The 23,940-nt window shown below is 59.3% G+C and carries 21 protein-coding genes and 2 tRNA genes; 9 read left to right on the forward strand and 14 right to left on the reverse strand.

Annotated elements, in window-relative coordinates; all coding sequences use genetic code 11:
- The first annotated feature begins 311 nt into the window (after positions 1-311).
- Together Thiowin_RS11730 and Thiowin_RS11735 are read left to right on the forward strand one after the other, a co-directional pair.
- On the forward strand, positions 312-845 hold the full coding sequence (locus Thiowin_RS11730) for a ferritin (RefSeq protein ID WP_328987903.1): 534 nt from the start codon (positions 312-314) through the stop codon (positions 843-845).
- A 92-nt stretch (positions 846-937) separates the two neighbouring features.
- Positions 938-1,318: a cupin domain-containing protein gene (locus tag Thiowin_RS11735; protein WP_328987904.1), complete on the forward strand. Its 381-nt coding sequence runs from the start codon at positions 938-940 to the stop codon at positions 1,316-1,318.
- 24 nt (positions 1,319-1,342) lie between these two features.
- On the opposite strand, the gene Thiowin_RS11740 is transcribed toward Thiowin_RS11735, so the two are convergent.
- On the reverse strand, positions 1,343-2,542 hold the full coding sequence (locus Thiowin_RS11740) for a TMEM43 family protein (RefSeq protein WP_328987905.1): 1,200 nt from the start codon (positions 2,540-2,542) through the stop codon (positions 1,343-1,345).
- Between the two features lie 153 nt (positions 2,543-2,695).
- Here Thiowin_RS11740 and Thiowin_RS11750 point away from each other — a divergent pair, with 153 nt between their 5' ends.
- Positions 2,696-3,700 carry a TIGR00266 family protein gene (locus Thiowin_RS11750; protein WP_408034198.1) on the forward strand — a complete coding sequence of 335 codons (1,005 nt, stop codon included), beginning with the start codon at positions 2,696-2,698 and terminating at the stop codon, positions 3,698-3,700.
- A gap of 119 nt (positions 3,701-3,819) precedes the next feature.
- On the opposite strand, the gene Thiowin_RS11755 is transcribed toward Thiowin_RS11750, so the two are convergent.
- From Thiowin_RS11755 to cobM, 3 genes are all read right to left on the reverse strand, one after another.
- Positions 3,820-5,553, reverse strand: coding sequence for a DUF2325 domain-containing protein (locus Thiowin_RS11755; RefSeq protein WP_328987906.1), 1,734 nt, complete (start codon positions 5,551-5,553; stop codon positions 3,820-3,822).
- Between the two features lie 132 nt (positions 5,554-5,685).
- Positions 5,686-7,023, reverse strand: a complete 1,338-nt coding sequence (locus tag Thiowin_RS11760) for a cobyrinate a,c-diamide synthase (protein ID WP_328987907.1) — start codon at positions 7,021-7,023, stop codon at positions 5,686-5,688.
- Positions 7,024-7,075: 52 nt separating this feature from the next.
- Positions 7,076-7,855, reverse strand: a complete 780-nt coding sequence (gene cobM / locus Thiowin_RS11765) for a precorrin-4 C(11)-methyltransferase (protein ID WP_328987908.1) — start codon at positions 7,853-7,855, stop codon at positions 7,076-7,078.
- Positions 7,856-8,255: 400 nt separating this feature from the next.
- Here cobM and Thiowin_RS11770 point away from each other — a divergent pair, with 400 nt between their 5' ends.
- Together Thiowin_RS11770 and Thiowin_RS11775 are read left to right on the forward strand one after the other, a co-directional pair.
- Positions 8,256-8,381 (forward strand): hypothetical protein, encoded by a 126-nt coding sequence (locus Thiowin_RS11770; protein ID WP_328987909.1) that lies wholly within the window; start codon positions 8,256-8,258, stop codon positions 8,379-8,381.
- Positions 8,378-9,055, forward strand: coding sequence for an energy-coupling factor ABC transporter ATP-binding protein (locus Thiowin_RS11775; RefSeq protein WP_328987910.1), 678 nt, complete (start codon positions 8,378-8,380; stop codon positions 9,053-9,055). The genes Thiowin_RS11770 and Thiowin_RS11775 overlap by 4 nt, the downstream gene beginning before the upstream one ends.
- A gap of 56 nt (positions 9,056-9,111) precedes the next feature.
- On the opposite strand, the gene Thiowin_RS11780 is transcribed toward Thiowin_RS11775, so the two are convergent.
- From Thiowin_RS11780 to Thiowin_RS11790, 3 genes are all read right to left on the reverse strand, one after another.
- Positions 9,112-10,542, reverse strand: coding sequence for a hypothetical protein (locus Thiowin_RS11780; RefSeq protein ID WP_328987911.1), 1,431 nt, complete (start codon positions 10,540-10,542; stop codon positions 9,112-9,114).
- 149 nt (positions 10,543-10,691) lie between these two features.
- Positions 10,692-10,967 (reverse strand): hypothetical protein, encoded by a 276-nt coding sequence (locus tag Thiowin_RS11785; protein ID WP_328987912.1) that lies wholly within the window; start codon positions 10,965-10,967, stop codon positions 10,692-10,694.
- A gap of 208 nt (positions 10,968-11,175) precedes the next feature.
- Complete coding sequence (locus Thiowin_RS11790) at positions 11,176-12,792, reverse strand: peptide chain release factor 3 (protein ID WP_328987913.1); 1,617 nt, start codon at positions 12,790-12,792, stop codon at positions 11,176-11,178.
- Positions 12,793-12,912: 120 nt separating this feature from the next.
- Between Thiowin_RS11790 and Thiowin_RS11795 the strand changes: the two genes are divergently transcribed.
- Entirely contained in the window at positions 12,913-13,353 is a 441-nt protein-coding gene (locus Thiowin_RS11795; protein ID WP_328987914.1) for a rhodanese-like domain-containing protein, read from the forward strand.
- A gap of 120 nt (positions 13,354-13,473) precedes the next feature.
- Here the strand turns inward: Thiowin_RS11795 and cowN are convergent, their stop codons facing one another.
- The 3 genes from cowN to glgB form a co-directional block, all read right to left on the reverse strand.
- Positions 13,474-13,764, reverse strand: coding sequence for a N(2)-fixation sustaining protein CowN (cowN, locus tag Thiowin_RS11800; RefSeq protein WP_328987915.1), 291 nt, complete (start codon positions 13,762-13,764; stop codon positions 13,474-13,476).
- A 146-nt stretch (positions 13,765-13,910) separates the two neighbouring features.
- Positions 13,911-15,353: a D-alanyl-D-alanine carboxypeptidase/D-alanyl-D-alanine endopeptidase gene (gene dacB / locus Thiowin_RS11805; protein WP_328987916.1), complete on the reverse strand. Its 1,443-nt coding sequence runs from the start codon at positions 15,351-15,353 to the stop codon at positions 13,911-13,913.
- 129 nt (positions 15,354-15,482) lie between these two features.
- Positions 15,483-17,942 (reverse strand): 1,4-alpha-glucan branching protein GlgB, encoded by a 2,460-nt coding sequence (gene glgB / locus Thiowin_RS11810; protein WP_328987917.1) that lies wholly within the window; start codon positions 17,940-17,942, stop codon positions 15,483-15,485.
- Positions 17,943-18,262: 320 nt separating this feature from the next.
- Here glgB and malQ point away from each other — a divergent pair, with 320 nt between their 5' ends.
- Positions 18,263-19,783 carry a 4-alpha-glucanotransferase gene (gene malQ, locus Thiowin_RS11815; protein ID WP_328987918.1) on the forward strand — a complete coding sequence of 507 codons (1,521 nt, stop codon included), beginning with the start codon at positions 18,263-18,265 and terminating at the stop codon, positions 19,781-19,783.
- 70 nt (positions 19,784-19,853) lie between these two features.
- Here the strand turns inward: malQ and Thiowin_RS11820 are convergent, their stop codons facing one another.
- From Thiowin_RS11820 to Thiowin_RS11830, 3 genes are all read right to left on the reverse strand, one after another.
- Complete coding sequence (locus Thiowin_RS11820) at positions 19,854-20,414, reverse strand: YceI family protein (protein ID WP_328987919.1); 561 nt, start codon at positions 20,412-20,414, stop codon at positions 19,854-19,856.
- 229 nt (positions 20,415-20,643) lie between these two features.
- On the reverse strand, positions 20,644-21,972 hold the full coding sequence (locus Thiowin_RS11825; RefSeq protein WP_328987920.1) for a sensor histidine kinase: 1,329 nt from the start codon (positions 21,970-21,972) through the stop codon (positions 20,644-20,646).
- 172 nt (positions 21,973-22,144) lie between these two features.
- Positions 22,145-22,843, reverse strand: a complete 699-nt coding sequence (locus Thiowin_RS11830; protein ID WP_328987921.1) for a response regulator transcription factor — start codon at positions 22,841-22,843, stop codon at positions 22,145-22,147.
- A 203-nt stretch (positions 22,844-23,046) separates the two neighbouring features.
- Between Thiowin_RS11830 and Thiowin_RS11835 the strand changes: the two genes are divergently transcribed.
- Positions 23,047-23,123: transfer RNA gene (locus Thiowin_RS11835), tRNA-Arg, on the forward strand.
- Between the two features lie 27 nt (positions 23,124-23,150).
- Positions 23,151-23,226: transfer RNA gene (locus Thiowin_RS11840), tRNA-Asn, on the forward strand.
- A 384-nt stretch (positions 23,227-23,610) separates the two neighbouring features.
- Here Thiowin_RS11840 and Thiowin_RS11845 read toward each other — a convergent pair.
- Positions 23,611-23,910 carry a hypothetical protein gene (locus Thiowin_RS11845; RefSeq protein ID WP_328987922.1) on the reverse strand — a complete coding sequence of 100 codons (300 nt, stop codon included), beginning with the start codon at positions 23,908-23,910 and terminating at the stop codon, positions 23,611-23,613.
- Positions 23,911-23,940: the final 30 nt, after the last annotated feature.

The following is a 23,940-nucleotide window of genomic DNA, read 5'->3' on the forward strand; positions in this document are numbered from 1 at the left end:
ATTGGCTGGAGCCTCCATGCGGCGCGGCGACAATGATCGCATGAGCCGCACAAGGAAAATTCCAACCGGACGCATCATCCTATACAATTGCGCGAATGCATCGCATTTAGAATGCGCAACAGGCATGGATTATTAGGGCACGGGCGTCACCACTCCTGATCGAGCCCTTGAACCATCCCTTGGATCAGACCCGCAATGGCCCAAACCCTTGACTAGGGCAAGGCACAATATGCGTGCCTCACGCGCGCCTGAACGCGGGATCATCGCAACCACACAGCGCCCTGACATCCACCAACCAAGAGACCAGCCAAATGATCACCCAAGATCTTGAAAACAAATTCAATCAGCACATTAACAAGGAAATCTACTCGTCCTACCTCTATCTGTCGATGGCCGCCTGGGCCGATCATCAGGGTCTGCGCGGCTTCAGCCACTGGATGCGAGTGCAGGCAATGGAAGAACTCACCCATGTGTCGCGCTTTTTCGATTTTCTGACTGATCGCGATGGGCGCGCTCGTCTGTCAGCCATCGCCGAGCCACCGCATGACTGGGACAGTGCCACCGCCTTGATGGAAGACACCTACCAGCACGAGCTTGAGGTCTCCAAAGGCATTAACGAGCTGGTCAGCCTGTGCCGCGAGCACAGCGATCACGCCGCCGGCGCCTTTCTGGATTGGTTCGTCAAGGAACAGGTCGAGGAGGAAGCCAACGTCAAGGATATTCTCGACCGCTTGCGCATCGTCAAGGGCGAGGGCCAAGGCCTTTTAATGATCGACCAGGAGCTTGGCGCCCGCGCCCTACCCTCTTATGATCCGACCCTTGGCTGGATCGGCAACACGCGCTAATCATCTGCGCCGCTGCCCGCATGACGGGCCGGCGCGCATCCTCCGCCATTCACCAGGCTCTTCACCAGTCAACACTGAATAGGATTCCAGCCATGAACCGCGTGCAAACCGGAGACTGGGAGATTTTCCAACTCGCCGACATCGAGAAGCTGATTCCCGATGACGTGCTCTCGATGCGCGAATTCCTCCGCACCCCTTCACTCAGCTGCTCGCTCTACCATGTTCCCAAAGGCTCCAAGGACATGGCCTCGGCGCATGAGGAGGACGAGGTCTATCTCATCCTCAAGGGCCGCGGTCGGCTGCGCGTCGAGGACGACGAGCAGCCGGTACAACCCGGCACCCTTATGTATGTGCGCGCTTCCTGCGATCACGCCTTCTTCGAGATCGAGGAGAGCATCACCGCCCTGGCTTTTTTTGGCACTGCTGTGCTCCGTGGGGAGGACGCTAGCTCGAGCCATTACCTGAAAACATAAGAGCGGGTGGTCCGCGCGAACCGATTAAACCGGTGGCGGCGGCGGAGGACTCCCCGCGGATGCCGGCATATCGGCAGTAACCGGCGCGCTCGCCTGGTTTGACCGCTTGAGCCCAAACAACAAAGCCAGCCCCAACAGCAGCAATCCACCACCGAACAATGGCCGGTAGAAGATCCAGGCCAAAGCGATTGTGATCAGGGAGATGGTCGCGGCAAGAATGCCCGCAACCAGCCCGATCGCAACGCCAACCATGCGTCCAAGCATGGGCACCACAGCAGCCAGGACGCGCAGCGTGCCAAACAACATGCGGAAACCGATGAACATGGCCAGCACGCCAACCAATCGCAACACCCAGGTCAGCATTCGGTTGCGATCCTGTGCCGCCTGAAACATCTCCTGTGCGGAGAAGACACCAGGCTCAAGCAGCGATACCTCATTGCCATTCGATGCCCGATAGGGTACAAAGCTGTCGCCCTGCTGTACAGCGACCAGACTGACATCCTGAGGATTGACCAGAGCGAAACGAATCCGCGCATCGCCGATTTGGGGCGCACCCGGGTTTTGGCCAAGATAGATTTCCGAGCCCGCGAGCTGGGCGCCCGGCGGCAGGCGCAACCCAGGGGTGCTGTCACTGAGGTCGATACGACGGAAATCATTGAGTTTCGCGAGTTGCTCGCGCGACAGCCGAAAGGCGCCAAGCTCCACCCTACTCGCTGTCTGACTCCAGTTGTCATAGGGCATTTGCGCCGGATTGATATGTCCCTCGGGCTTTTTAAAGCTGTCTGAATCGATCACGTTCGATTCCCAGCCGCGGTCGTAATTGTAAGTGGTAACCGTCTCGGTTCCGCCGCCTATTTTCTCGCGCGTCTCAGAGCTACTGCGCTCGCGCCATTGGTACATCTCGACTTCCCGGCTTAGCTTGAGTGCCTGCGCCTTCAGGCCAAAGACCGGATCGGTTAGCGTCTCCTTGGTCTCGGCACGGCCTGATAGATGCACCAGCCGACCTTGATTCTCCGTTTCGACTCGCTCAGCAGCCACCTCCACGACCTGGGATAGGCCCTCATCAAGCGCGCGGGCTCGCTTGACCGCCCGCCCCTCGTTCCACCAAAGTAAGCCCACGGCCACCATCACTAGCAGCAGACCGACCAGAATGCCGGACACAGAGCCAGCTAGTCGGCTGCCCCAGGACCGCGAACTGACTTCCCGATAGCTATTCATAGACATTGACATCTCCACGTTTAACCGACAGGCGAAAAAAACCTGATTGACCGCAGCAGACAACGGACAGTCAAACCGGCGCTAAAATAGCACTAAAATACCATTTAGAATGCTGCGTGGGCATATCACCTTGAAAACATTGCACGGGAGAACTGCGACATGACCTGGTACCTCAGCTACGGCGGCCAGCAAATTGGCCCCTTGGACACCCAGCAAGCACGCATGCGCGCCAGCGCCAATCCGGCTGGCCATGCCTGGCGGGAGGGTTTTGCCCAATGGCTGCCTATCGCCGAGGTCGCCGAATTGACCGGATCTGGCGCATCCATGCCCGCTGGCGCCCCACCACCACCAGTCCGCACGACGCGTGCTGATGAGGTGGACTACGAAATCTTTGGCCACGAGATGCAGTTTGTCGAAGTGGAACTTGACCCCGGTGAAAGCGCAGTGGCCGAAGCTGGCGCCATGATGTACAAGCATCCGGCCATCCAGATGGACACCGTTTTTGGCGATGGCTCCCACACCGGCCAGGGTGGCGGCTTGATGGACAGGCTGCTTGGCGCAGGCAAGCGGCTGGTGACCGGCGAGAGCCTGTTTACCACCGTCTTTACCCACAGAGGCCAGGGCAAGGCGCGGGTGGCGTTCGGCGCGCCCTATCCTGGCAGTATTCTCCCCATCCATCTGCCAGACCTCGGCGGAACCCTGATTTGCCAGAAAGACAGCTTTCTGTGCGGTGCCAAGGGCGTGGCCCTGGGCATTTTCTTCCAGCGCAAGATCCTCACTGGCCTGTTCGGCGGCGAGGGTTTCATCATGCAACGCCTTGACGGCGATGGGTTGGTTTTCATCCACGCAGGCGGCTGCGTGACTGAACGGACTCTGGAGCCGGGTGAAACTCTGCATGTGGATACCGGATGTATCGTTGCCTTCGAGCAGCAGGTTGGCTTCGATGTACAACAGGTGGGCGGTATTAAATCCGCCCTATTCGGCGGTGAGGGGGTGTTCTTTGCAGTGCTGAGCGGTCCAGGGCGGGTGTGGCTGCAATCTCTGCCCTTCTCGCGCCTGGCTGGTCGCATGCTGGCCGCGGCTCCGCAGCACGGCGGCAGTCGCGGCGAGGGCTCGGTGCTTGGTGGTCTGGGCAATCTGCTCGATGGCGACAACAGGTACTAAGGTGTTGCCATGATCGTGAATCAGCGGCGACGCATCCCCCAAGTTGACACGGCTGCATCAGCTTTGGGATAACCGCGCATGCCGTGGTCATCCCAACCAGAAGCCCAAACACTTAGCTGTCAGGCCGCCGCCAGTGCTACCTGCTCGGCCTGCTCTGCTAACTCCGCCAGCGCCTGGCTGAAGGAACCCAGCCCGGCATTGGCGAGCAAGGCATGTGGCTTGGTGTGGCGTTTGCAAAATTGCTTGGTGCGACGATAAGCGTCGTGGCTGACAAATTCTGTCACGCATACCACCAAATCCGCGGTGGCCAGCATGGCTTCGAGCCGGTTTTGATTGTCTTCCATGCCGCCGTCGTGGTGTGCGAAACTGCCGTTACAACCTCTGGTCAGTGCGCGATATTGCTCGACTGTTGCCAGTCTCCCGCCAACACAAAGTACCTGGCGGCCGCCGAGATCGCTGCTCGGAGTATCCGCTGACTCATTGAGAAGTTCTGCCAGGCGCTGCTCCAGCGCCAGCATACTGGTCTGAAGCGCACCGCAGGTCTGGCGCGCCTGTTCGCACTGGCCTTCGGCCTCGGCGCACGCCAGGCGCCAGTGGTCGCGTTCGTCCTGAATACGCACCAGGCGCGCGTTCAGATTGGCCAGCTTGCGCTCCAGTCCGGCCAGGCGCCGGGAACCGCCGGCGGCATCGGCCGTTTCGCACTGCCGGGTGAGTGCCTCGACTCGTCCGTGCAGGCGTTGGTTGGCGACGGTTTTCTCCCGCAGCGCACGCGTCAGTTCCTGCTGTTCCCGCGCGGCTGCGTCGAGTTGCGCACGGCTGCGCTTGTTCAATGCATCAAAGTCATGCCGCAGGCGGATCAGTTCCGCCTTGGATTCATGGAGACGACGCACCTCGGCGCGCTGCCCCATGCCAATCTGGTGGGAGAGCATGTGTAGGTCTTCGTAGATACGCTCGCTCAAGGCTTCGTCTGTGAGCGGGTGACTGAGCAACGCCCAGAGTATGCCTGGCACCTGCCCCGTCGCCAACGCGTCCTGCCAGTCAGCCTGCAGCTGAGCGGAATCTCGGCGCTTGGCGAGAAGACGCAGCTCGCTGGCATACTTTTTATCCAGGCGTTTATGGGTGGCGATGGATAAACCATTGCGCTCGCGCGCGGCGGCGACAAAGCTGATATGCACCTCGAAGTCGCTCAGCCGCTCCTTCGGTCGATGCGCATGGCGCTCTCCGAGTTGGCGCAATTCATCGGCAGTCAGACAGGTGCCGATCAGCGGACAGTGATATTTGTGGTCAATGTCCCATAACTTGCGTCCTTTACTAGAGGGCTGTCTCAAGCGTGCTTTCTTTACCTGGGTGGCGGATTCGCCAATCTTTGCACGGCAAATCTTGGCCTCGGGATTCTCTTGCGCCCCGCTCTCCGCTTCAGTCAGCGGTTGCAGCGGCGCCAGACGCCCACTACCAGGCAAGTTCGCCGAGCCGGACAAAGCGCCCGACAAGCCATCAAGCAAGGGGAAACTCCCGAAAACAGCCCTGCCTGGTGTCTGAAAATTCACCCCTTGCATCTGGTGGCTCAGGTGCCCCATGCCCTGCTTTCCCAGGGCCTGATTCAGGGATTGTCGCAGCAGCTCATTCCCGGCCGAGGGCGGATCATTGGCTGCAGAGCATCCATGCCCGCGGCAGCCCCCGGAATGCGAGCGAGAACAGCCCTCGACCTTTTCCATCTGATAGAGCCCCTCGACCGACGCAAGAAATTCCCGTGCCTCGGCGCCCCCAAATTCCGCCAGCAGCGCCTGGCGATCGGCATCATAAAGCGAGAGCCGCGACTGCTCCTCGGCGATCTCGAACAGGTACCGGACCATAGGATAGACTCCAAAATAATAAACGCGACTGATTCGCGTTTGATTATTTCTGCGGAATTCCGCCCTGTCAAGCCTGGATTGTTACAACGCCAAACAAGGCTCTGTCTGCCGCAAGGGTGACTGAAACACCGCTTAGGCTTGAAAGAACGCTGCCGCCGCATCTGGCGCCGAGGGGAAATACAGGTGCAGATAGCTCGCTGTCAGCGATCCATGACGGTAGACCGGCTCGCCACGACCACCATCCCGCTGGCGGATGCCGTAGGTGCTCGGTATCAGGGAACTGTCCATGGTCGAATGGTGAAAACTATGCCCGCGCAACTCGCCGGCCGGGGTTGCTAGGCTCTGCATGCCAAGGCCTGCGAGGCGCGGTTGCAGACGCCCATGGCCCGGCAACAGACCGGACAGTTGGGCGCCATGGCCTTGTTTGTCGGTCAGGGTCTCGAGCAGAGACAGCATGCCACCACATTCGGCATAGAGGGGTTTGCCCGCTTCGATATGAGCGCGCAATGAGGCATGCATGGATCTATTTGCTGCCAGCCGCTCCAGATGCAGTTCCGGATAGCCGCCGGGTAGATAGATGGCATCCGCCGCGACACCAGGGTCATGCAGCGGCGAGAAAAACATGAGTTCGGCGCCTAGCGACTGGAGCAGTCGCAGGTTCGCGGCATAGAGGAAAGAGAAGGCCGCATCCCTGGCCACGGCGATGCGCTGACCGGCCAGCCGGGGCGTCAATGGCGGCGGACTCTCGGGAGACAACGGCGCGAAAGACACCGCCGGCGGTAGGTCCGCCAGCGCGGTGTCGGCCAGGCGGCAGGACGCGGCATCGAGACGATGGTCAAGATCCGCGATCTCCTCGGCTTGCACCAGACCCAGATGACGACTTGGCAAGGCGGCATCATCGAAGCGCGGCAGGGCCCCGAGTAAAGGGATATTCTCAGAGAGTCCGGCGCGGATCATCTCTTTGTGCCGCTCGCTGCCGACCCGGTTGGCGATCACCCCCGCCAAGCGCAGTCCGGGTCGGTAACAGGCCAGCCCCAATGCCAGCGCGCCAAAGGTCTGTCCCATGCCGCGCGCATCGATCAGCACCGCTACCGGCAAGCCGAAACGCTCAGCCAGATCGGCACCCGAGGGATTGCCATCGAACAGCCCCATGGCACCTTCAACCAGGATGAGATCGGCCTCGGCGGCCGCCTCATGGAGCAGCCGTTGGCAGCACGCCTCGCCAACCATCCACAGATCCAGCGGTTCCACTTCGGCGCCCGAAGCGTGCGCCAGAATCATGGGATCGAGAAAATCCGGGCCAACCTTGAAGACCCGCACCCGACGCCCGGCCCGGCGATGGTGGCGGGCGAGCGCCGCCGTCAGTGTGGTCTTGCCCTGACCGGAGGAGGTCGCGGACAGAAAAAGCGCTGGACACTGGCGTGATCCAGCGCTCCTCTCGCCAGTGAGCCTGATGCAACCGTTTGTCATGACGCCCTATCTACCACTTTGCCACTGCCAGCGGTGTTGCTGACGTGGCGCCTTAACGAGGCTGTCCCGGGCGAAAGCGGCGCGGAAAAGCGGCGTCATAGAGCTTGGAGGTTTTGAGTTCGGCCCGCGTTCGGGCGCCAAGCGCCGGGCTGATCAGGATCATTGCCTGGCGCTCAATGCCAGCGTCGCGGCAGCGCCCGGCAATGTTGGCCAAGGTGCCGCGCAACACCTGCTCCTCGTCGGGCCAGGTTGCCTTGTGCACCACCACGACCGGCGCTGTCGCCGCCCAGCCTGCTGCTTGGAAAATCTCAGCCACCTCGGCGATGCGCTCAATCGACAGAAAGACGCACAGACTGCAACCGTGTGCGGCCAATCCACACAAGGCTTCGCGCTCTGGCATCTGGGTGCGCCCAGCCAGACGGGTGAAGATGACTGTTTGGGTGACCTCGGGCAGAGTCAGGCACTCGCCGGCCGCCGCCGCTGCCGCGAAGGCCGAGGATACCCCGGGGCAGATGCCGACAGGGATCCGCGCCTCGTCCAAGGGGCGCGCCACCTCGGGCATGACCCCGTAAAGCGAGGGGTCGCCCGTCTGCAGTCGCACGACCGTCTCATGCCGCTGCACGCGTTCCAGCAGCCAGGCTCCGACCTGCTCCAAGTCCATGGATTTGGAATCGGCGATCTCGCACTCCGGTTGTGCCCATTGCAAGGCAGTTGCAGCCACCAGCGAACCGGTATAGAGAATGGCGCCAGCCTCGGACAATAAGCGCGTGCCACGTACCGTGATTAAATCTGGCGCGCCCGGGCCTGCACCGACAAACCAGACCTTACCCATGGGTCTGTTTCCGCTGATCCTTGGGCTTGGGTGTGGGGGGTGGCTGATTGATGCAGTTCACGCTTCTATCCTGGTTGTTATCGAGCATGGACAAGTATGCTAGGCGATTTGTTTACCTTTGAGAGACCACAATATAGCCGCGGAACAGGGATCCCGCCACCCGCTTCATGATGGATTGGCGGGCCCAATCCAGGCTGTTTTCGGATCACGGCAAAGTGTCAACTGCCGAGAACGTCAGTGCCCGTTCTTTCTTGACGCGAGAGTACGATCACCATAGGATTCGTCATACCTTTACGGCCATTACTGCTCGCCTTGTATCATTTCGTGGGCGGTGACGAGGCCAGCAATCCAGGACGCAGCCGCCATTGCGTTAGGCAAGCACTTGGAGATCAACCAACGGATGACCCTGCGGAAAGCCGCGATGAAGGAGCCTGGCATCTCTCCGCAGCCGCGGCTGGCGGTCACTGACAAGCTGGCATTGATGCCTTGGCATGCCTGGCTCTGCGCGCTGGAGCAGCCAGGATGACAGCGCCTCTGATCGAACTGCGCCAGATCACCTTTGGTTTTCCTGATCGGAATGTGCTGCAAAACCTGGATTTTACCCTCCACCCGCGCGAGCGGGTCGCGCTCGTCGGGCCGAACGGCGCGGGAAAAACCACTTTGTTGCATCTGTTAGTCGGGCTGCACCGACCCAGTGCCGGGGAAATCCTGATTTTTGGCCAAGCGCGGCGCGTCGAGAGCGACTTTGTCCGCGTCCGGGCGCGGGTTGGCCTAATGTTTCAGGACTCAGACGATCAGCTCTTTTGCCCGACGGTCTTGGAAGATGTCGCCTTCGGGCCGCTTAATCTTGGACGTTCCCCGGCCGAGGCGCAAGCGGACGCCGAACAGACGCTCGCGGCACTGGGGCTTGAGGGTTTCGCCGAACGTATCACCTACCGCTTATCGGCAGGCGAGAAACGCCTGGTCGCACTCGCGACCGTTCTCGCCATGCGCCCAGACGTGCTGCTACTCGATGAACCTACCACTGGCCTTGATGAACCCAGCGAAGCACGTTTGCTGGCTCATCTGGAAGGGCTAGACCAGGCAATGGTGATCGTCTCTCATGACCGTGGGGTGCTAGAGCGCCTCGCAACCCGGGTTGTTGGACTCAAGCAGGGGCGGACCATGGACCTTCCCAGGCTCTGTCCGCGCGGAGTCTGACGACTTAATCAGTTTGCTGATGCAGAATCCTGGCTCTAGCTCCCGCCCCCACCTTTTCATTCAGGACTCTCACCTAGGGTCTGATAGTACTGCTTGATATCTTCGCCAATGGTGGCGGTAATTTGATAAAAAATATCGTGCTGGATCAGCACCGGGCCATCATTGGCGCGGTCGGTATGGGCGCAAGTCTCGGCGATTAGCCGATAGAGGTAGTTCAGCACAAAGCGCGGCTGACGCAGCCGGTCGAGCGCGGTCAGAATCTCTCGCGTCGACATGGCCTCATCAAACAGATTTTGCAGCGGATAAGGCTGGCTCGGGTCGTCCCGGCAGATGCGTAGGCGATCGGACATCATGTCGTAGAGTTGTTTGTCGCCCCAGCGGAAAGGATAAATGATTTTCTGTTTATCGAAGCGCGCCTCGTTTGCCTTCTCCGACCCGGCCTTGCGCACCGCCTCATAGAGCTGGCGAGGCAGAAGCATCTTGAAACTCAGATTGGGATGCAATTGCAGGATGCGGTTGTTCCACAGTGGCCAGACAAAGGCCTCCATCCGCTCGCGATCACCATTGATCAGCGAGGGCTCGTCAACCTTATCCATGACCACCACGATCTGCTGGTAGCCAAGCGCCAACATGATGTCGATGAATTTAGTCACGAACAAACGCCGCACATCGTCATCATCACGCCAACCGCGGCGCCTGACATCCTGGTCCTTCAAATAACCACTGGGAATCAGGCGCAGCGCGCGCTTGATATCTTGCGCATTGCGACAACGTACCAGAATCTCCCGCTCCGCCGAGCGCGCCACGCCCGCGTAGAAGGACCGACAGGCAAGTGGCACGATACCGAGCGACAGGAGAGCGACAATGATGCCCTTGATCCCTCGCCCCAAGCGCTTGAAAAAGCCGCGCGGCAGCAACCGACGGCCCATGGACTCCATAATCCGGTTGTAGCGATCCGGCGGGCCGCTGACGTAGAAGGCCATCAGCATCATCAAATCATGTCGCTGATAGTGCTCCAGCCGGTCCAGGTCGATGTTGCCATCCTTGAGTTCATCAAGCAATGCCTCCATGCCACACACGAGGATGGCATCCAGATGCTGGGCCAGGCCAAAATCCTTGAGGGTTATGGCAGTTTCGCCCCGCTTGCGATCCTGATCACCTCGGCGTTTGAATGCCTCGAGAAAAGCATTGAAATCGTCATAGTTGATCAGCAGGATGTGTTCGGGATGCTCCCGGTTGAAATGGGCGATATTTTTCTCAAGCGCCAAGCGCAGGGCCGACTTGCCGCTGCCCTTGACGCCAAAGATCATGGAGGTACCGCGTCCCGGCGGATCGCCAAAAAACTTATCCCAAGCCTGGTGATTGAACGCGTAGCCCGACTCATTGACAAGGTCTTCAAACACCTTGTCGTTTTGCGCTTCCTCCTCGATAAAAGGATTGCGCTGAAGACCGTGGGACTTCAAAAATTGCGACATCGTTATGGACATGGGAAGAATACCTGTTCGACGTCCAGCCCAGCGGGCGGCGACCAATGCGCGTAATCCGGCGGCGCAGAGCACAGCCGCCAGCCATCACACAAGCGTGCGCAGCATCGGTGGTCACCGCGGAGACCAACCGGCTATGCGTCTTAGATTTGTCAGAGTTTGGCTGAATGCTCGATGATGATGAACAGCAACACGCCAAAGGAGCCGACCATCATCAGCACGCGTGACCACAGTGATCGGCTCGCAAAACCGTGTAGCTTACGCTTCAGCTCACAGATAAAACCGCCTTCCCGCGCCTCCCGCATCCGGCATACCCGCAACGCGAAACGTGCAAGCAACCGACGCAACAGATCGAAGACGGAATACATAAAGACGATAATCGCCAGAAAAAACGCCAGGCCAAAAAGCCAGTTCTCTAGATGTAGCATGATACTCTTTCAGCTTTAATAGGTTCAGCTTTAATGGGTTCAGCTCTTCGGGACATTGGGTTCTGGTCGGATCCAACCCTGAATATCCTGCGACTATACTGCCACATTGGCGCGATGCTGTCTTGTCGAGCGAGCACCAAGGCCTGCAGCATGCGCTACCGTCACCCTGGGCTGCCAGGTTCCTTGTCGATTCACTCTGGCGGTTTGGCTAGAGTTCGCGGGTGGCGAGGAATTCGATCTCTGGCCAGCGTTCTTGGATGAGTTGGAGATTGACGCGAGTTGGAGCCAGGTAAACGAGTTGATCATCACCGTCCAGCGCCAGGTTATCGTAGGCTTTTTCCTCGAAACGAGCGAGGAGTTTGCCATCTTCGCAGCGCACCCAACGTGCGAGTGCGACGCTGACGGGCTCGACCACGGCCTCCACGCCATATTCATCGCGCAGGCGGTAGGCGGCGACGTCGAATTGCAGGATACCGACAGCGCCGAGAATCAGGTCGTTATTCTTGCGCGGGCGAAACACCTGGGTCGCGCCCTCCTCGCACAATTGAAGCACGCCTTTCTGCAGGGCTTTCATCTTCAGCGGGTCTTTCAGCACCACCCGGCGGAAGAGTTCAGGAGCAAAGTAGGGAATGCCTTCGTACTTAAGCTCTTCGCCCTCGGTGAAGGTGTCGCCAATCTGAATGGTGCCGTGGTTGTGCAGGCCGATGATGTCGCCCGGCCAGGCTTCATCGACATGACGTCGCTCATCGGCCTGGAAGGTAATGGCGTTGGCCACCTGAATTGCTTTGCCGATGCGCACATGGCGCATTTTCATGCCTTTTTTATAGCTACCTGAGCAGACGCGCAGAAAGGCCACGCGGTCGCGGTGGGCGGGGTCCATGTTGGCCTGGATTTTGAACACGAAGCCGCTGAAGGCTGACTCTTTTGGCTCCACCACGCGCGAGCGAGTCTGGCGCGGCTGGGGTGCCGGCGCGTAGTCAACGAAGGCGTCGAGCAACTCCTTGACGCCAAAATTATTGATTGCCGAGCCGAAAAACACCGGCGTTTGGATTCCGGCAAGGTAGTCGGCATGGCTGAATTCATGACTGGCGCCCTGCACCAGCTCGAGTTCATCGCGCAGTTCCACCGCTTGATCTCCAACCATCTCATCCAGGCGCGGATTGTCGAGCCCCTTGATCACCTCGCCTGCCTGAATGCGCCCGCCGTGGGTGGCGCTGAACAGGTGGGTGCGATCATGGCGCAGGTCATAGACGCCTTTGAAGCGCTTGCCCATGCCAATCGGCCAGGTGACAGGCGCGCATTGGATCTTTAGCACGGATTCGATTTCGTCGAGAATTTCGATGGCGTCGCGCCCTTCGCGGTCAAGCTTGTTAACGAAGGTGAGGATAGGTGTGCTGCGTAGCCGGCACACATCCATCAGCTTGATGGTGCGCTCCTCGACGCCCTTGGCGACATCAATCACCATCAGGGCCGCGTCCACGGCCGTCAGGGTGCGATAGGTGTCCTCGGAGAAGTCCTCATGGCCGGGGGTATCGAGCAGATTGACGATTGACTCGCCATAGGGAAACTGCATGACCGAGGAGGTCACAGAGATGCCGCGCTGCTTTTCCAGCTCCATCCAGTCAGAGGTGGCATGGCGCGCGGCCTTGCGTCCCTTGACGGTGCCGGCCATCTGGATGGCGCCGCCAAACAGCAGAAGTTTTTCAGTCAGAGTGGTCTTGCCGGCGTCCGGGTGGGAGATGATGGCAAAGGTGCGGCGCCTCTGGATCGATCGGGCGAGCGGCCCCCCTGGAACTGAATGAGCGGATGGCGAGAGCTGGGACATGACCTCGGTTCTCAAGTGCGGAAAAACCCGCCATGATACCGCTAGCCGACCTGGGTCGGCCAGTGTGACGCGAATGATAACAAAAACAGCCCCATAAAAACCCCAAAGGAGACGACTGAGATGACCACTCACGCAAGCACTGATTTGCCCCGCGGCCTGACGCCACAAGAGGCCATGGAGCTACTCACCGAGCACCCGGCAGCCATCCTGGTGGATATCCGCTCGACCATGGAATTTTTGTTTGTCGGCCATCCCAAGGGGGCCGTTCATGTGCCCTGGATCGACGAGCCGGACTGGACGGCGAATCCTCAGTTCGCCACCGAGATTCGCAAGCTGATGTTGGGCGGGGCGGTGTGCGAGGCCGGGCAGTCCTGCGCGCCCGTGGTGCTAATCTGCCGCAGCGGCAAGCGCTCGCTGGAGGCCGGCAAGGCGCTGATTCAGGACGGCCTCGACGCGGTTTATCATGTCGATGAGGGATTCGAGGGGGATCTCGATGAGCACCACCATCGCAGCAGTCTGGGTGGCTGGCGTTTTCGCGGACTTCCCTGGGAGCAGTGCTAAATTGAATGCTCTCGTTTCACCGTCTTAGCTGTCTAGTCCCGGGTGATTGGGGTTGTCATCAGAATCCCTCTCACCATTGGCCGTGGGCGGATTCTTGCCCTGCTGGGTGGCTCAAGGGCATCAGCAACACTCCTCCTCCAAAGCCTCAAGGAGTTCGTTCGCCTGCGCATTGTTATCTTGCGCGAACAGTTCACGCAATGCATTCACCTGGCTGCCAACAAAGAACAACTCATCCTGTCCACGCCGCTCGGTCTCGATCAGTTTTGTGACAAAATAACGAGACCATTGTGAGCCTTCCTCCAATTCGGCGATGCGCTGATGCACCATGGCGACAAGTTGCCGCGCACGCTGATCGCAGTCGATCCCTTCAAAACTAATGTAACGATCCAGTGTTTGGCTTGCCCCGATCATGGTCTGTGTGACTCCTGCTCTTTGCGTTTTTTGTTGACGAAGATTGCTCGGATGCTTAAGCAAAAAGTGGGCACGCTGCAAGAGCGAGGGAAAAACGCGTCACAGCGCCAGCACAGAACGCACCTGGCAGTGAGTGATCCAAGGGCCTAGAGCGGGGCCCCGCGATAGACCCAGCGGAGAATCTCGTGGTGGACGGCATGACCACGCCAGGCGCCCAAGGCTTGGCCGTCGCGACCGTTCACCAGCACCGCCACAATCCAGCGCCGGTCGTTTCGATCAAGCACGTAGCCCGCGATGCAACTGGCTTCGCGCACGGTGCCAGTTTTGAGATGCGCACGCCCAGCAATGGGCTCGCGTCGCAGGCGGCGCCGGGTGGTGCCATCGACGCCGGCGATTGACATGGATGCCAGCAGCTCCGGCATCCAGGGTTGACGGTAACTCCAGCTCAGCAGCTCACCCAGACTGGCGGCGCTGATGCGGGTTTCGCGCGATAAGCCAGAGCCATTGTCGGCCATGAGTTCCGGCATGGGCAGACCGCGCTGACCGAGCCAGGCACTGATGGTATCGCGGGATTTTTCAAGCGTGCCCGGCGCGCCTTGCTCCTTGGCGCCAAGGGTCAGAAAAAGCATGCGAGCCATCAGATTGTTGCTGTTTTTGTTGATGTCGCGAATGATGACACCCAAAGGTTGAGAGAGCGCGCGATGAAGGGAACGCGCGCCATTCGGCACCTTGCCGAGGCGAATCTTGCCACCAATGCTGCCGCCCAGATCGCGCCACAAGGCGTCGAAAGCAGCGGCCGCTTGTTGTTCGGGTGTGAGCAGCAGGCGCCCGACCTGTTCCTCGCCGCACGCATCGGCAAAGGTGCCAGAGACGCGCAGCTTGGGACCGGCGCTTTCAGTGGCAGGAAGAAAACCCGCAATTGGATTGTGATAACGCGGGGCGCAGGGTGCTTCAACCAAACGCGCCTCATTAAGGATCTCAACGCCAGTTAGCGGCGGCTCGGTGTAGACGCCGACGCTGTGATTGATCCAGTCATGGTAGATGTGAATATCCGTGACCTGGCGATTGACGCTCAAGGCCGCTGGTAGAGCGTTGTAGCTGCTCTGAGCAGCACCATCAAAGTCGCCGCGGTCCTGCTCCGGCGGCGCCAGAAAGCTGTTATCCAGCACCACATCGCCGCTGATCGCGATGAGCCCTTTGGTGCGCAGCGCGCGCAGCAGTCCAGCAAAGGCGTCGGTTGTCAGATAGGGATCGCCAAACCCCTGGATGTAGAGATTGCCCTGCAGTTGGCCGCCAACCACCTCACCATCCGCATACACATCCGTTGCCCAGTGGTAATTCGATCCCAGGATGTCGAGCCCGGCGATGCTGGTCAGGAGTTTGATGACGGATGCTGGCGATCGTGGTGTCTCTGCGTTGACAAGAAGTCGCGGCTCCTCGGCATCGACAGCGCGCAAATAGACGCTGACCTGGCTGATATCAAGCCCCCATTCGGGCAGTAGGGCATCGAGTTTACCCGGCAAGGCTGTGGCGGGATCGGCGTGCGCGCCCCTAGTCGTAGCCAGGGTGGCGGTTAGGAGCAGAAGCATGGCCAGCGCGAGCGGCACCATCCGCAAGAACGTGAGAGACGGATGGTGTAACAAGGCGGCGGGCAGCATGGTTCGGCGGGGTGTTCTTCCGCGCATAGCTGTGAAGCTAGTATCGATCAGAGCCGACACTCAGCTCGGACGCGGCGTCTCGGATTCCGTTGTTTGCGCAGATGCCGTCGGTACCGACTCGGATGATGACGCAGGCATGATCGGCTCGGCGATCACACTTTCCCCCGCGTCACTGGAGCTTGTAGCAGCGGCGCTCGGAGCCAGTAAGTTGGACTGATCCGATGCCTGCTCACTCTGTGACTGGTCTTGCGCCCTCGACTTTGCATGTTCAGACGCCGTCTCATTGGCCGGCAGAGTTTCATCAGGCTCCAGCACCATAATGACGCCCGCCAAAGGCGGCAAGGCAATGGGGATGGAGTTTTCCCGTCCCATCCAGCTCAGCGCCTCGGAATGCACGCCACCCTGATTGCCCACATTACTTCCGCCGTAAAATGCGCCATCGGAATTGATTGCCTCACGATAGAAACCGGCGCGTGGCACGCCGATGCGATAATTCTCGCGCGGCACCGGAGTGAAATTAAAGGCCGCGGCGACAATCTGCTTTTGATCCTTTGACTTACGCACAAAGCTCAGAACCGATTGAGAGCTATCGTGGCAATCAATCCACTCAAAACCACCGCTGTCAAAATCGACCTGATGCAAGGCGGGCAATTCCTGATACAGCCGATTCAGATCCGCGATAATCTGCTTGATACCCAAATGCGGCTCGCGTTCGAGCAGATACCAGTCAAGAGCCTCATCGAAGTTCCATTCCTGCCCCTGGGCGAATTCACACCCCTGGAATAGCAGCTTTTTGCCCGGGTAGGCATACATGAAAGTATACAGCAGCCTCAGCGAAGCGAACTTTTGCCAGGCATCTCCAGGCATTTTGTCGATCATCGAGCGCTTGCCATGCACCACTTCATCGTGCGAGAAAGGCAGCACGAAGTTCTCGGTAAAGGCATAAAGTAACCCGAAGGTCAGCAGGTCGTGATGGTAATGGCGGTAGATCGGATCCTTCTCCATATACGACAGGGTGTCATGCATCCAACCCATGTTCCATTTCATGCTGAAGCCGAGCCCGCCAAGATAGGTTGGGCGCGAGACCTGTGGCCAGGAGGTTGACTCCTCGGCAATCATCAGGGTGCCTGGATGCTGCTCGTGAGTGATCGTATTTAACTGCCGCAGGAATTCAATCGCATCGAGATTTTCATTGCCACCGTATTTATTGGGTATCCATTCGCCTTCCTTGCGCGAATAATCCAGATAGAGCATGGACGCCACGGCATCAACGCGCAAGCCGTCGATATGATATTCATCCAGCCAATACAGCGCGCTTGAGAGCAGGAAGTTCTTCACCTCATGGCGCCCGAAATTAAAGATGTAGGTTCCCCAGTCGCGGTGCTCACCTTGACGCGGATCGGCATGCTCGTACAGCGCCGTGCCGTCAAAGCGCCCGAGCGCGGTCGTATCCCGCGGAAAATGCGCCGGCACCCAATCAAGCAGTATGCCAATGCCACGCTCGTGCAGATGATCAACAAAAAAGCGGAAATCGTCCGGGGTGCCAAAACGGGCGGTAGGCGCGAAATAGCCGGTCGTTTGATAACCCCAGGAGGCGTCGAGCGGATGCTCGGTGATGGGCATGAGTTCAATATGGGTAAAGCCCATGGTCGCGCAGTAATCGCTCAAACGCTTGGCCAAATCGCGGTAATTCAAAAAGCTGCCATCTTCGCCACGTTGCCAGGAGCCCAGATGCACCTCATAGACGGACAAGGGCCGCTCCTGCCAGTTGCGCTTTGCGCGCTGTTCCAGCCATTGCGCATCGCGCCATTTGAACGAACTCGGCCCTTGCAAGATGGCTGCTGTCTCAGGGCGCTTCTGAAAAGCATTGCCATAGGGATCGATTTTTACCAGCGGCAGGCCTGCCTGATCGCGAATTTCAAACTTATACAACTGACCAGGCTCGAGCCCGGGAATGAATAATTCCCAAACGCCCGTGCCCGGTCGCACGCGCATCGGATGAACACGGCCATCCCAGTCATTAAACTCCCCGATCACACTAACGCGCGCAGCGCTGGGCGCCCAGACAGCGAAGGCGAAGCCCTCAATACCATCCCTGCCTCCCTCGCCAAGTCCTTCAAGGCGACGCTGATGCGCGCCGAGAAAGCGATAGGCATGCCAGTGTCGCCCCTCGCCAAACAGGTGAAGATCAAAGTCGCCTAACTGGGGGCCGAAGAGGTAAGGATCATGCTGGGTATGCACTTGCCCCTGTTTGTCGTACCAGTCGATCAGATAATGGCCGGCAACCAGTTTCGCATCGCCCTCCCAGACGAAAAAATCGGTACCGGGTACGCGTTCCAGCTCAAGCTGGCCGCCATTCAAACGCACTCGCTCGGCTCGCGGCAAAAACACCCGCACCACGGCTCGCCCGTCCTCGAGCTCGTGGCGGCCAAGGACTTCAAAAGGGTCATGATGACGCGCTTCGATGATCAAGCGCAGCGGTTCCGGCAAATTGCTGGGCGTCTGCTCGACTGTAGCCATGGTATTAAGAAATCCTGCGGTCAGTGGTCTGATTAAAGGCGGCGCACGCTAGGATCTGTAGTGCGCTGGGTATCATCGGGCTGGGCATGCTTTCGGGTCAGAATCCTGGGGGGCCTAGAACATGGAAATAAAAAACATGGAAATTAAGAACATGGCAAAAAAGAGTTTGGCGGAAAAATCCCGTTCTTTGCTTGCGATGCCCGGCGCCCATGGAAGGCATAATGTTAACATAGGACAGATAGATTCCTGGCGCTCCCCGTGCCTTACCTACGGCTGATCTTGCCATTGACGCATCACATTAAGCTAAACCTGAACCTCGCATGACATCCCCTGCCCCAACATCCGCCGCCACGCTGCATCAGCGACGCGCCGGTCTACTACTGCACATCACCTCCCTGCCCGGCCCTGGTTCCTGCGGCGATCTTGGCTGGGAGGCATTCAATTTTGTCAACTTCCTGGCCGACAGCGGCCTCAGCGTATGGCAAATGCTGCCAGTGGGACCGCCGCAAGGCGATTTTTCACCCTACCAGACCAGTTCGGCCCATGCCGGTGATCCGCGCCTCATCGGCTTGGACGCTTTGCTCAAATCGGGCTGGCTGGATCAGCTTCCCGACAATCTGGATGACCCGCGCGCCAAACCCGCTGCACTGAGGCTGGCCTACCATGGCTTTCGCCAGGTGGCGGGCGATGGGGACAGAGCCGCACTGGCCCGCTTTAGCGACCAGCACGCTTATTGGCTTGATGACTATGCGCTTTTTCGCGCCATCAGCGAGGATCGCGCCGCACCCTGGTGGCAGTGGCCCAAAGGGCTGCGCACACGCGAAAGCCGGGCGCTGAAACAGGCAAGAAGCAAATTGGCAGCTCGGATTGACTACATCCGCTGGGAGCAGTTCGTGTTTTTCAGCCAATGGGCCGCGCTGCGCGAGCATGCCAACAGCCGGGGCGTGCGCTTATTTGGTGACATGCCGATTTTCGTGGCCCACGACAGCGCCGAGGTGTGGGCACGGCCAGATGACTTCGATCTCAATCCCGAAGGCAGCACTCGCGTGGTGGCGGGTGTACCGCCGGATTATTTTTCCGAGACCGGCCAACGATGGGGCAATCCGCTATACCGTTGGGATCGACTCCAGGCGAACGGATTCGGATTCTGGATCGACCGCATTCGCACCCAGCTCAGCTTGTTCGACATCATTCGCATCGATCACTTTCGCGGCTTTGAAGCCTACTGGGAAATCCCCGCCAGCGAGCCAGTCGCCATCAAAGGAAACTGGGTACAAGCCCCAGGCGATGCACTGTTCGAGCGACTGGCGGACGAGTTCGGCGCCCTCCCCTTGGTGGCCGAGGATCTCGGCGTCATCACCGATGAGGTCACGGCGCTACGTAAAAAACATTGCATGCCAGGGATGAAGATTCTGCAATTCGCCTTCGACGGCGGCGCGGACAACCCTTATCTGCCCTTTCGCCACGAGACGGACTCGGTCGTCTACACTGGCACACACGACAACGACACCACGCTTGGCTGGTTCCGCTCGCTCGAGGACGCGGACCGTTGGCACCTGGCCGATTATCTTGGTTATCCGGCCACCCCACCGACTGGCGATCCTATCGGCGAACCCATGCCCTGGCCACTGATACGCGCAGCTCTGGCATCGGTGGCTAACCTTGCGATTATCCCAATGCAGGATGTACTAGAGCTGGATGGTTTCTCACGCATGAATCGTCCAGGCACCACCGAGGGCAACTGGACCTGGCGTTTTGATTGGTCGGCAGTCGATCCGGGGCTAGCGGAGCGTTTGCGCCATCTGGTTGACCTCTATGGACGTCAGCCAGACGCGGGCTAAGGAACAGGCCCGCCAGAACATCTTAAGGCGGGCTGCTGTGCCACGGGCCGGCGCGAGGCTCGCAACGGATTCAGTCCTCGCGCGCTTCCTCCCCCACCGGCTCGCGCACAAAGGTCATCACAAAACTGACCGGCACCGCGTGACTCACGCTCTCAAGGCCCGCAATTTCCCGCAACTGCTCTACCCCATCGCTCAGCCCGAATTTTTCCGCATCCACCACCAGCGGCTTGCGGCTGGCGACAAAAAGAACGTCCGGCGCCACTCTGGCCACTTGGAGTTGCATGGTCATGGGCTGCTCCTGCCCGTGCAGCGACAACACCGCCTCGCCGGCCAATTGCCCAATCTCCCCCACCTGCATGGCCCCCAGCACCGCCGGGTCGATTTTGGCCGTTAGGGTCGCCTGCTGATAATCCGTCGTCTTGAATAGCACCTCGCGCATGCGCTCATTGCGGATCGGAATCAGCGTCTCAACACTGTCGAGCATTAAAGCCAAGGTCACCTGGCCTTCCTCGTCGACTCGTCCGGTGATCTGGGTGAAGCTGTGAATCTCGGCGATGTCTTTGGATTTAATCGATATAAATGAGAGATGCGACTGCTCTGGCTCCAGTACCCAATCGGCGGCAGCCGACATGCTGGCTCCCGTCAGCACAGCGGCCAATGTCAGTGCACCGACTTGGATTGCTTGGATTGCTTGGATTCTTTCTTTGATGCTTTTCACAGGATTCTTCATGCCCTTTTTCCCCTTTGCGATAGCCAAATGGTTTAGCAGCAGCGACGGAGCCAGATACCTGGCTCAATTTCCCATCGCACTGGTCGGGTATATCGGGACGAAGCGCACCACACCCAAGAGCCAGTTGCAATCAGCCTGCTGCCGTCGCCATGACAATGCTGACCTTCAAGCCGGGGGCATTGCCGCCAGGTGTATTGTCGCTCAGGATCAATGTCGCCCCATGCAACTCGGCAACCGCGCGTACCAAGCTCAAGCCCAGCCCGCTTCCTGGGCTTGAACGACTGTCATCCAGGCGAAAAAAGCGCTCACAGACCTTTTCGCGCCACTCAGGTGCAATGCCGGGCCCGGAATCCGCCACCGTCAAACGCACACTGCCGCCCTGCTCGCTTGCGCTCAGAAGGATCAGTCCACCCGCTGGCGTGTATTTCATGGCATTGTCCACCAGGTTGGCACCTGCCTGAAACAACAGATCCCGATCACCCACCAGCCAGAGTTCAGCCGGTGCTTGAATTTCCAGACGCTGCTCGCGCTCGGCGGCCAGGGGCTCATAAAGTTCGGCAAGATCGCGCGCCGAGTCGGCCAGATTAAAGCGAGAGAAAGCAGCACGGCGACTGCCCGACTCGATCCGCGCGATACGCAGCAAGGCATTGAAGGTTGCCAGCAGCTCCTCGGCATCGGCCACTGCCTCCTCTGCCTCTGCACGCGCCCCCGGTGGAAGCTGGTCCTGCACCAGCAGCTCCAGCTTGGCGCGCAGACGGGTCAGCGGGGTACGCAGATCATGTGCGATATTGTTGGAAACCTCGCGCACGCTCGTCATCAGTTGCTCAATGCGCGCCAGCATCCGATTGAGATTGGCCGCAAGTTGGTCAAACTCATCGCCGCTAGCATCTGTTGGCACCCGCCGCGAGAGATCGCCCTCCATGATCTCGCGACTGACCTGATTCACAGCCTCCAACCGCCGCACTACACTGGCGCTGATCAGCCAGCCACCGAGGAGCGCCAATGCAGCCGTGATAGTCAGTCCGGACCAGAGAGCATCCAACATCAAATTCCGCACAGCGGTCAATTCACGCACATCGCGTCCCACCAATAGGCGCAAATCCCCGTGTAGACGGAACACCATGGCTCGGGCCGCCATGGCTCGCGCTGGCTCCGACGAACCAACACCGATAGGATCGCTGACGCGAAAATTGATCCAACCCGTCGGCGCAACGGAATCAGGCGGCCAGCGGTTGAGATTGCCCACCAACCGCTGCCCGGTCCCATCCACCAACAGATAGAGCGCCGCACCGCCCGGATCACGCCGCAGGCGCTCGGCGATGACCGCCGTCAGCCCGGCCAGACCGCGACGTCGGTATTGCTCGGCAAGCCCGCGAATTTCGGCATGAATGGTCGCGTCTGTCTGGCGCGCCATGTAACCAGCCGTGGACCAGTAGTTAAAGCCCAGCAAAAAGGCCATGGAGGTCGCCAGCAGTGCCACATACAGGAGTGCAAGGCGAAAAGTGGAACTTGCCAGAATCGCACGCAGCCGTTTGTGGAGTCGCCGGTCCGCCCGAGTTCCAGCCGAACCAGATCCACCGGCAGGGAAATCCGCCCTACCCTGCTTTGCTCCCGGAGTGACGCCCGGCATCTCATTTCCCAGACTCAGCAGCATCAGGAACCCGCAACGTATAGCCGGCGCCACGCACTGTATGCAGCAGCGAGTAAGCAAAGCCTTTATCGATCTTGCCACGCAACCGACTAATATGCACATCTATCACATTGGTCTGAGGATCAAAATGATAATCCCAGACATGCTCCAGCAGCATGGTGCGAGTCACCACCTGTCCAGCATGGCGCAGTAAATACTCCAACAACCGAAATTCACGCGGCTGCAGGGCAATGCGCTCACCCGCGCGGCTCACCTCGCGGGTTAACAGATCCATTTCCAAATCCCCCAGACGCAGCCGGGTACTAGCTGCCTCCGCCGGCGACATCCGACGCATCAGCGCCTCGATGCGGGCTTGCAACTCCGAGAACACAGGTGGCTTAACCAGATAGTCATCACCGCCAGCACGCAACCCCTCGACCCGATCATCCACATCGCCCAGCGCACTTAGAATCAACACTGGAGTCTGAATCCCTGATGCGCGCAGAGTCCGCAGAATCGTCAGCCCATCGACTTGCGGCAACAGGCGGTCAAGCAGCAACAGATCGTACTCACTGCTAGCAGCCATCAGCAAACCCTCACGCCCATCCTCGGTCAGATCCACCACCGCCCCCATCTCCGCCAGCGCTTTCTTCAAATAAGCACCAAGCTGAGCATCATCCTCAATCAACAGCACCCGCATCGCCCACTCCACCACAAATGTGCCTGAAACCAGCGAGTTTAACTCGCGCGGCTGGAAACAAGCGCCCCAGACGAGCCCAACAAGACCAGAACCGAAACCAAAAACCACCGCCACCACGATGATCCACCACCACGACAACCCATGAGAGATCGAAATTGCATCTTGACAGGGAAGCCAACAAAACAGAAAATATACGGCTCACAGCGCCCGTAGCTCAGCTGGATAGAGTACCTGGCTACGAACCAGGTGGTCGGGAGTTCGAATCTCTCCGGGCGCGCCAATTTCATTCCAGCCAAAACCATTCAATTCCCCGATAGCTCAGCCGGTAGAGCAACTGACTGTTAATCAGTGGGTCGCAAGTTCGAGTCTTGCTCGGGGAGCCAAATAAAACAAAGCCTTGCAGGTTTCCGCCTCAAGGCTTTTTTACTGTCCGGGCGGTTTAGGTAACCGGGTAGGTAACAAACGAAAATTGAAGGTCTGAGCGCGCCCACGTTCGGCAGCATTCGCCGGTCTTGCTCTCGGCAGCCATCGAACCACCGAAAGAGCGCGCAGCCTGGCAGCCAATCCAAGTTTGGATTTGCCCAAGGGGGACGCCAACGGCACCCTCCTTGCTCGGCAGGGTGCAATTGCTCGAATCTGAGCATTTAGAGCGATGGACAGATTTGCACATCGCCCAGCGCGGCAGTCGGCGATTATTCCACCAGGGCGATGCTACCGAGGTAGCTTCGGGAAACTGCAACCTTACCCCCCCGAGACTGGTAAGGCGATCAGCCCCTAGCTTCCCGCACTGCGCGCCACAAATCGGTGGCCTTCGTGCAGCGCGGCGCGGCTTCATTCATGCGGGCGGTTATGTGCTCGATGTTTTCCCTGCAGTGGGCGATTTCCTGCTCCGCAGAGGTGGCGTTAGCAGAAGGATCGACTAGCAGATCGCGGTAGGCCACGGCTGCGTTTAGTTGGCGCTGGGCGAGCTCCAGTGCGAATCGATACCCCTCCATCTCGCCTTGGGCAAGGATGGCGATGCGACGAATTGCGTTGTAGCGGTCAGGGTCGATGTCGTTGTTCGTCATGGAGGTAACCTCGCGGTTGTGCGCCAGGGG

This window comes from Thiorhodovibrio winogradskyi (assembly GCF_036208045.1).
In the GTDB taxonomy this organism is placed as follows: domain Bacteria; phylum Pseudomonadota; class Gammaproteobacteria; order Chromatiales; family Chromatiaceae; genus Thiorhodovibrio; species Thiorhodovibrio winogradskyi.

Bases quoted from the DNA above. Each gene is read 5' to 3' on its own strand.
- Thiowin_RS11825 (WP_328987920.1), bottom strand. From the start codon at position 21,972: ATGGCCTTTTTGCTGGGCTTTAACTACTGGTCCACGGCTGGTTACATG.
- cobM (WP_328987908.1), bottom strand. From the start codon at position 7,855: ATGGGTAAGGTCTGGTTTGTCGGTGCAGGCCCGGGCGCGCCAGATTTA.
- Thiowin_RS11755 (WP_328987906.1), bottom strand. From the start codon at position 5,553: ATGGTCCGGTACCTGTTCGAGATCGCCGAGGAGCAGTCGCGGCTCTCG.
- Thiowin_RS11790 (WP_328987913.1), bottom strand. From the start codon at position 12,792: ATGTCCCAGCTCTCGCCATCCGCTCATTCAGTTCCAGGGGGGCCGCTC.
- Thiowin_RS11795 (WP_328987914.1), top strand. From the start codon at position 12,913: ATGACCACTCACGCAAGCACTGATTTGCCCCGCGGCCTGACGCCACAA.
- Thiowin_RS11770 (WP_328987909.1), top strand. From the start codon at position 8,256: ATGACCCTGCGGAAAGCCGCGATGAAGGAGCCTGGCATCTCTCCGCAG.
- Thiowin_RS11845 (WP_328987922.1), bottom strand. From the start codon at position 23,910: ATGACGAACAACGACATCGACCCTGACCGCTACAACGCAATTCGTCGC.
- malQ (WP_328987918.1), top strand. From the start codon at position 18,263: ATGACATCCCCTGCCCCAACATCCGCCGCCACGCTGCATCAGCGACGC.
- dacB (WP_328987916.1), bottom strand. From the start codon at position 15,353: ATGCTTCTGCTCCTAACCGCCACCCTGGCTACGACTAGGGGCGCGCAC.
- Thiowin_RS11775 (WP_328987910.1), top strand. From the start codon at position 8,378: ATGACAGCGCCTCTGATCGAACTGCGCCAGATCACCTTTGGTTTTCCT.
- cowN (WP_328987915.1), bottom strand. From the start codon at position 13,764: ATGATCGGGGCAAGCCAAACACTGGATCGTTACATTAGTTTTGAAGGG.
- Thiowin_RS11820 (WP_328987919.1), bottom strand. From the start codon at position 20,414: ATGTCGGCTGCCGCCGATTGGGTACTGGAGCCAGAGCAGTCGCATCTC.
- Thiowin_RS11830 (WP_328987921.1), bottom strand. From the start codon at position 22,843: ATGCGGGTGCTGTTGATTGAGGATGATGCTCAGCTTGGTGCTTATTTG.
- Thiowin_RS11785 (WP_328987912.1), bottom strand. From the start codon at position 10,967: ATGCTACATCTAGAGAACTGGCTTTTTGGCCTGGCGTTTTTTCTGGCG.
- Thiowin_RS11735 (WP_328987904.1), top strand. From the start codon at position 938: ATGAACCGCGTGCAAACCGGAGACTGGGAGATTTTCCAACTCGCCGAC.
- Thiowin_RS11760 (WP_328987907.1), bottom strand. From the start codon at position 7,023: ATGACAAACGGTTGCATCAGGCTCACTGGCGAGAGGAGCGCTGGATCA.
- Thiowin_RS11780 (WP_328987911.1), bottom strand. From the start codon at position 10,542: ATGTCCATAACGATGTCGCAATTTTTGAAGTCCCACGGTCTTCAGCGC.
- Thiowin_RS11750 (WP_408034198.1), top strand. From the start codon at position 2,696: ATGACCTGGTACCTCAGCTACGGCGGCCAGCAAATTGGCCCCTTGGAC.
- Thiowin_RS11740 (WP_328987905.1), bottom strand. From the start codon at position 2,542: ATGTCTATGAATAGCTATCGGGAAGTCAGTTCGCGGTCCTGGGGCAGC.
- glgB (WP_328987917.1), bottom strand. From the start codon at position 17,942: ATGGCTACAGTCGAGCAGACGCCCAGCAATTTGCCGGAACCGCTGCGC.
- Thiowin_RS11730 (WP_328987903.1), top strand. From the start codon at position 312: ATGATCACCCAAGATCTTGAAAACAAATTCAATCAGCACATTAACAAG.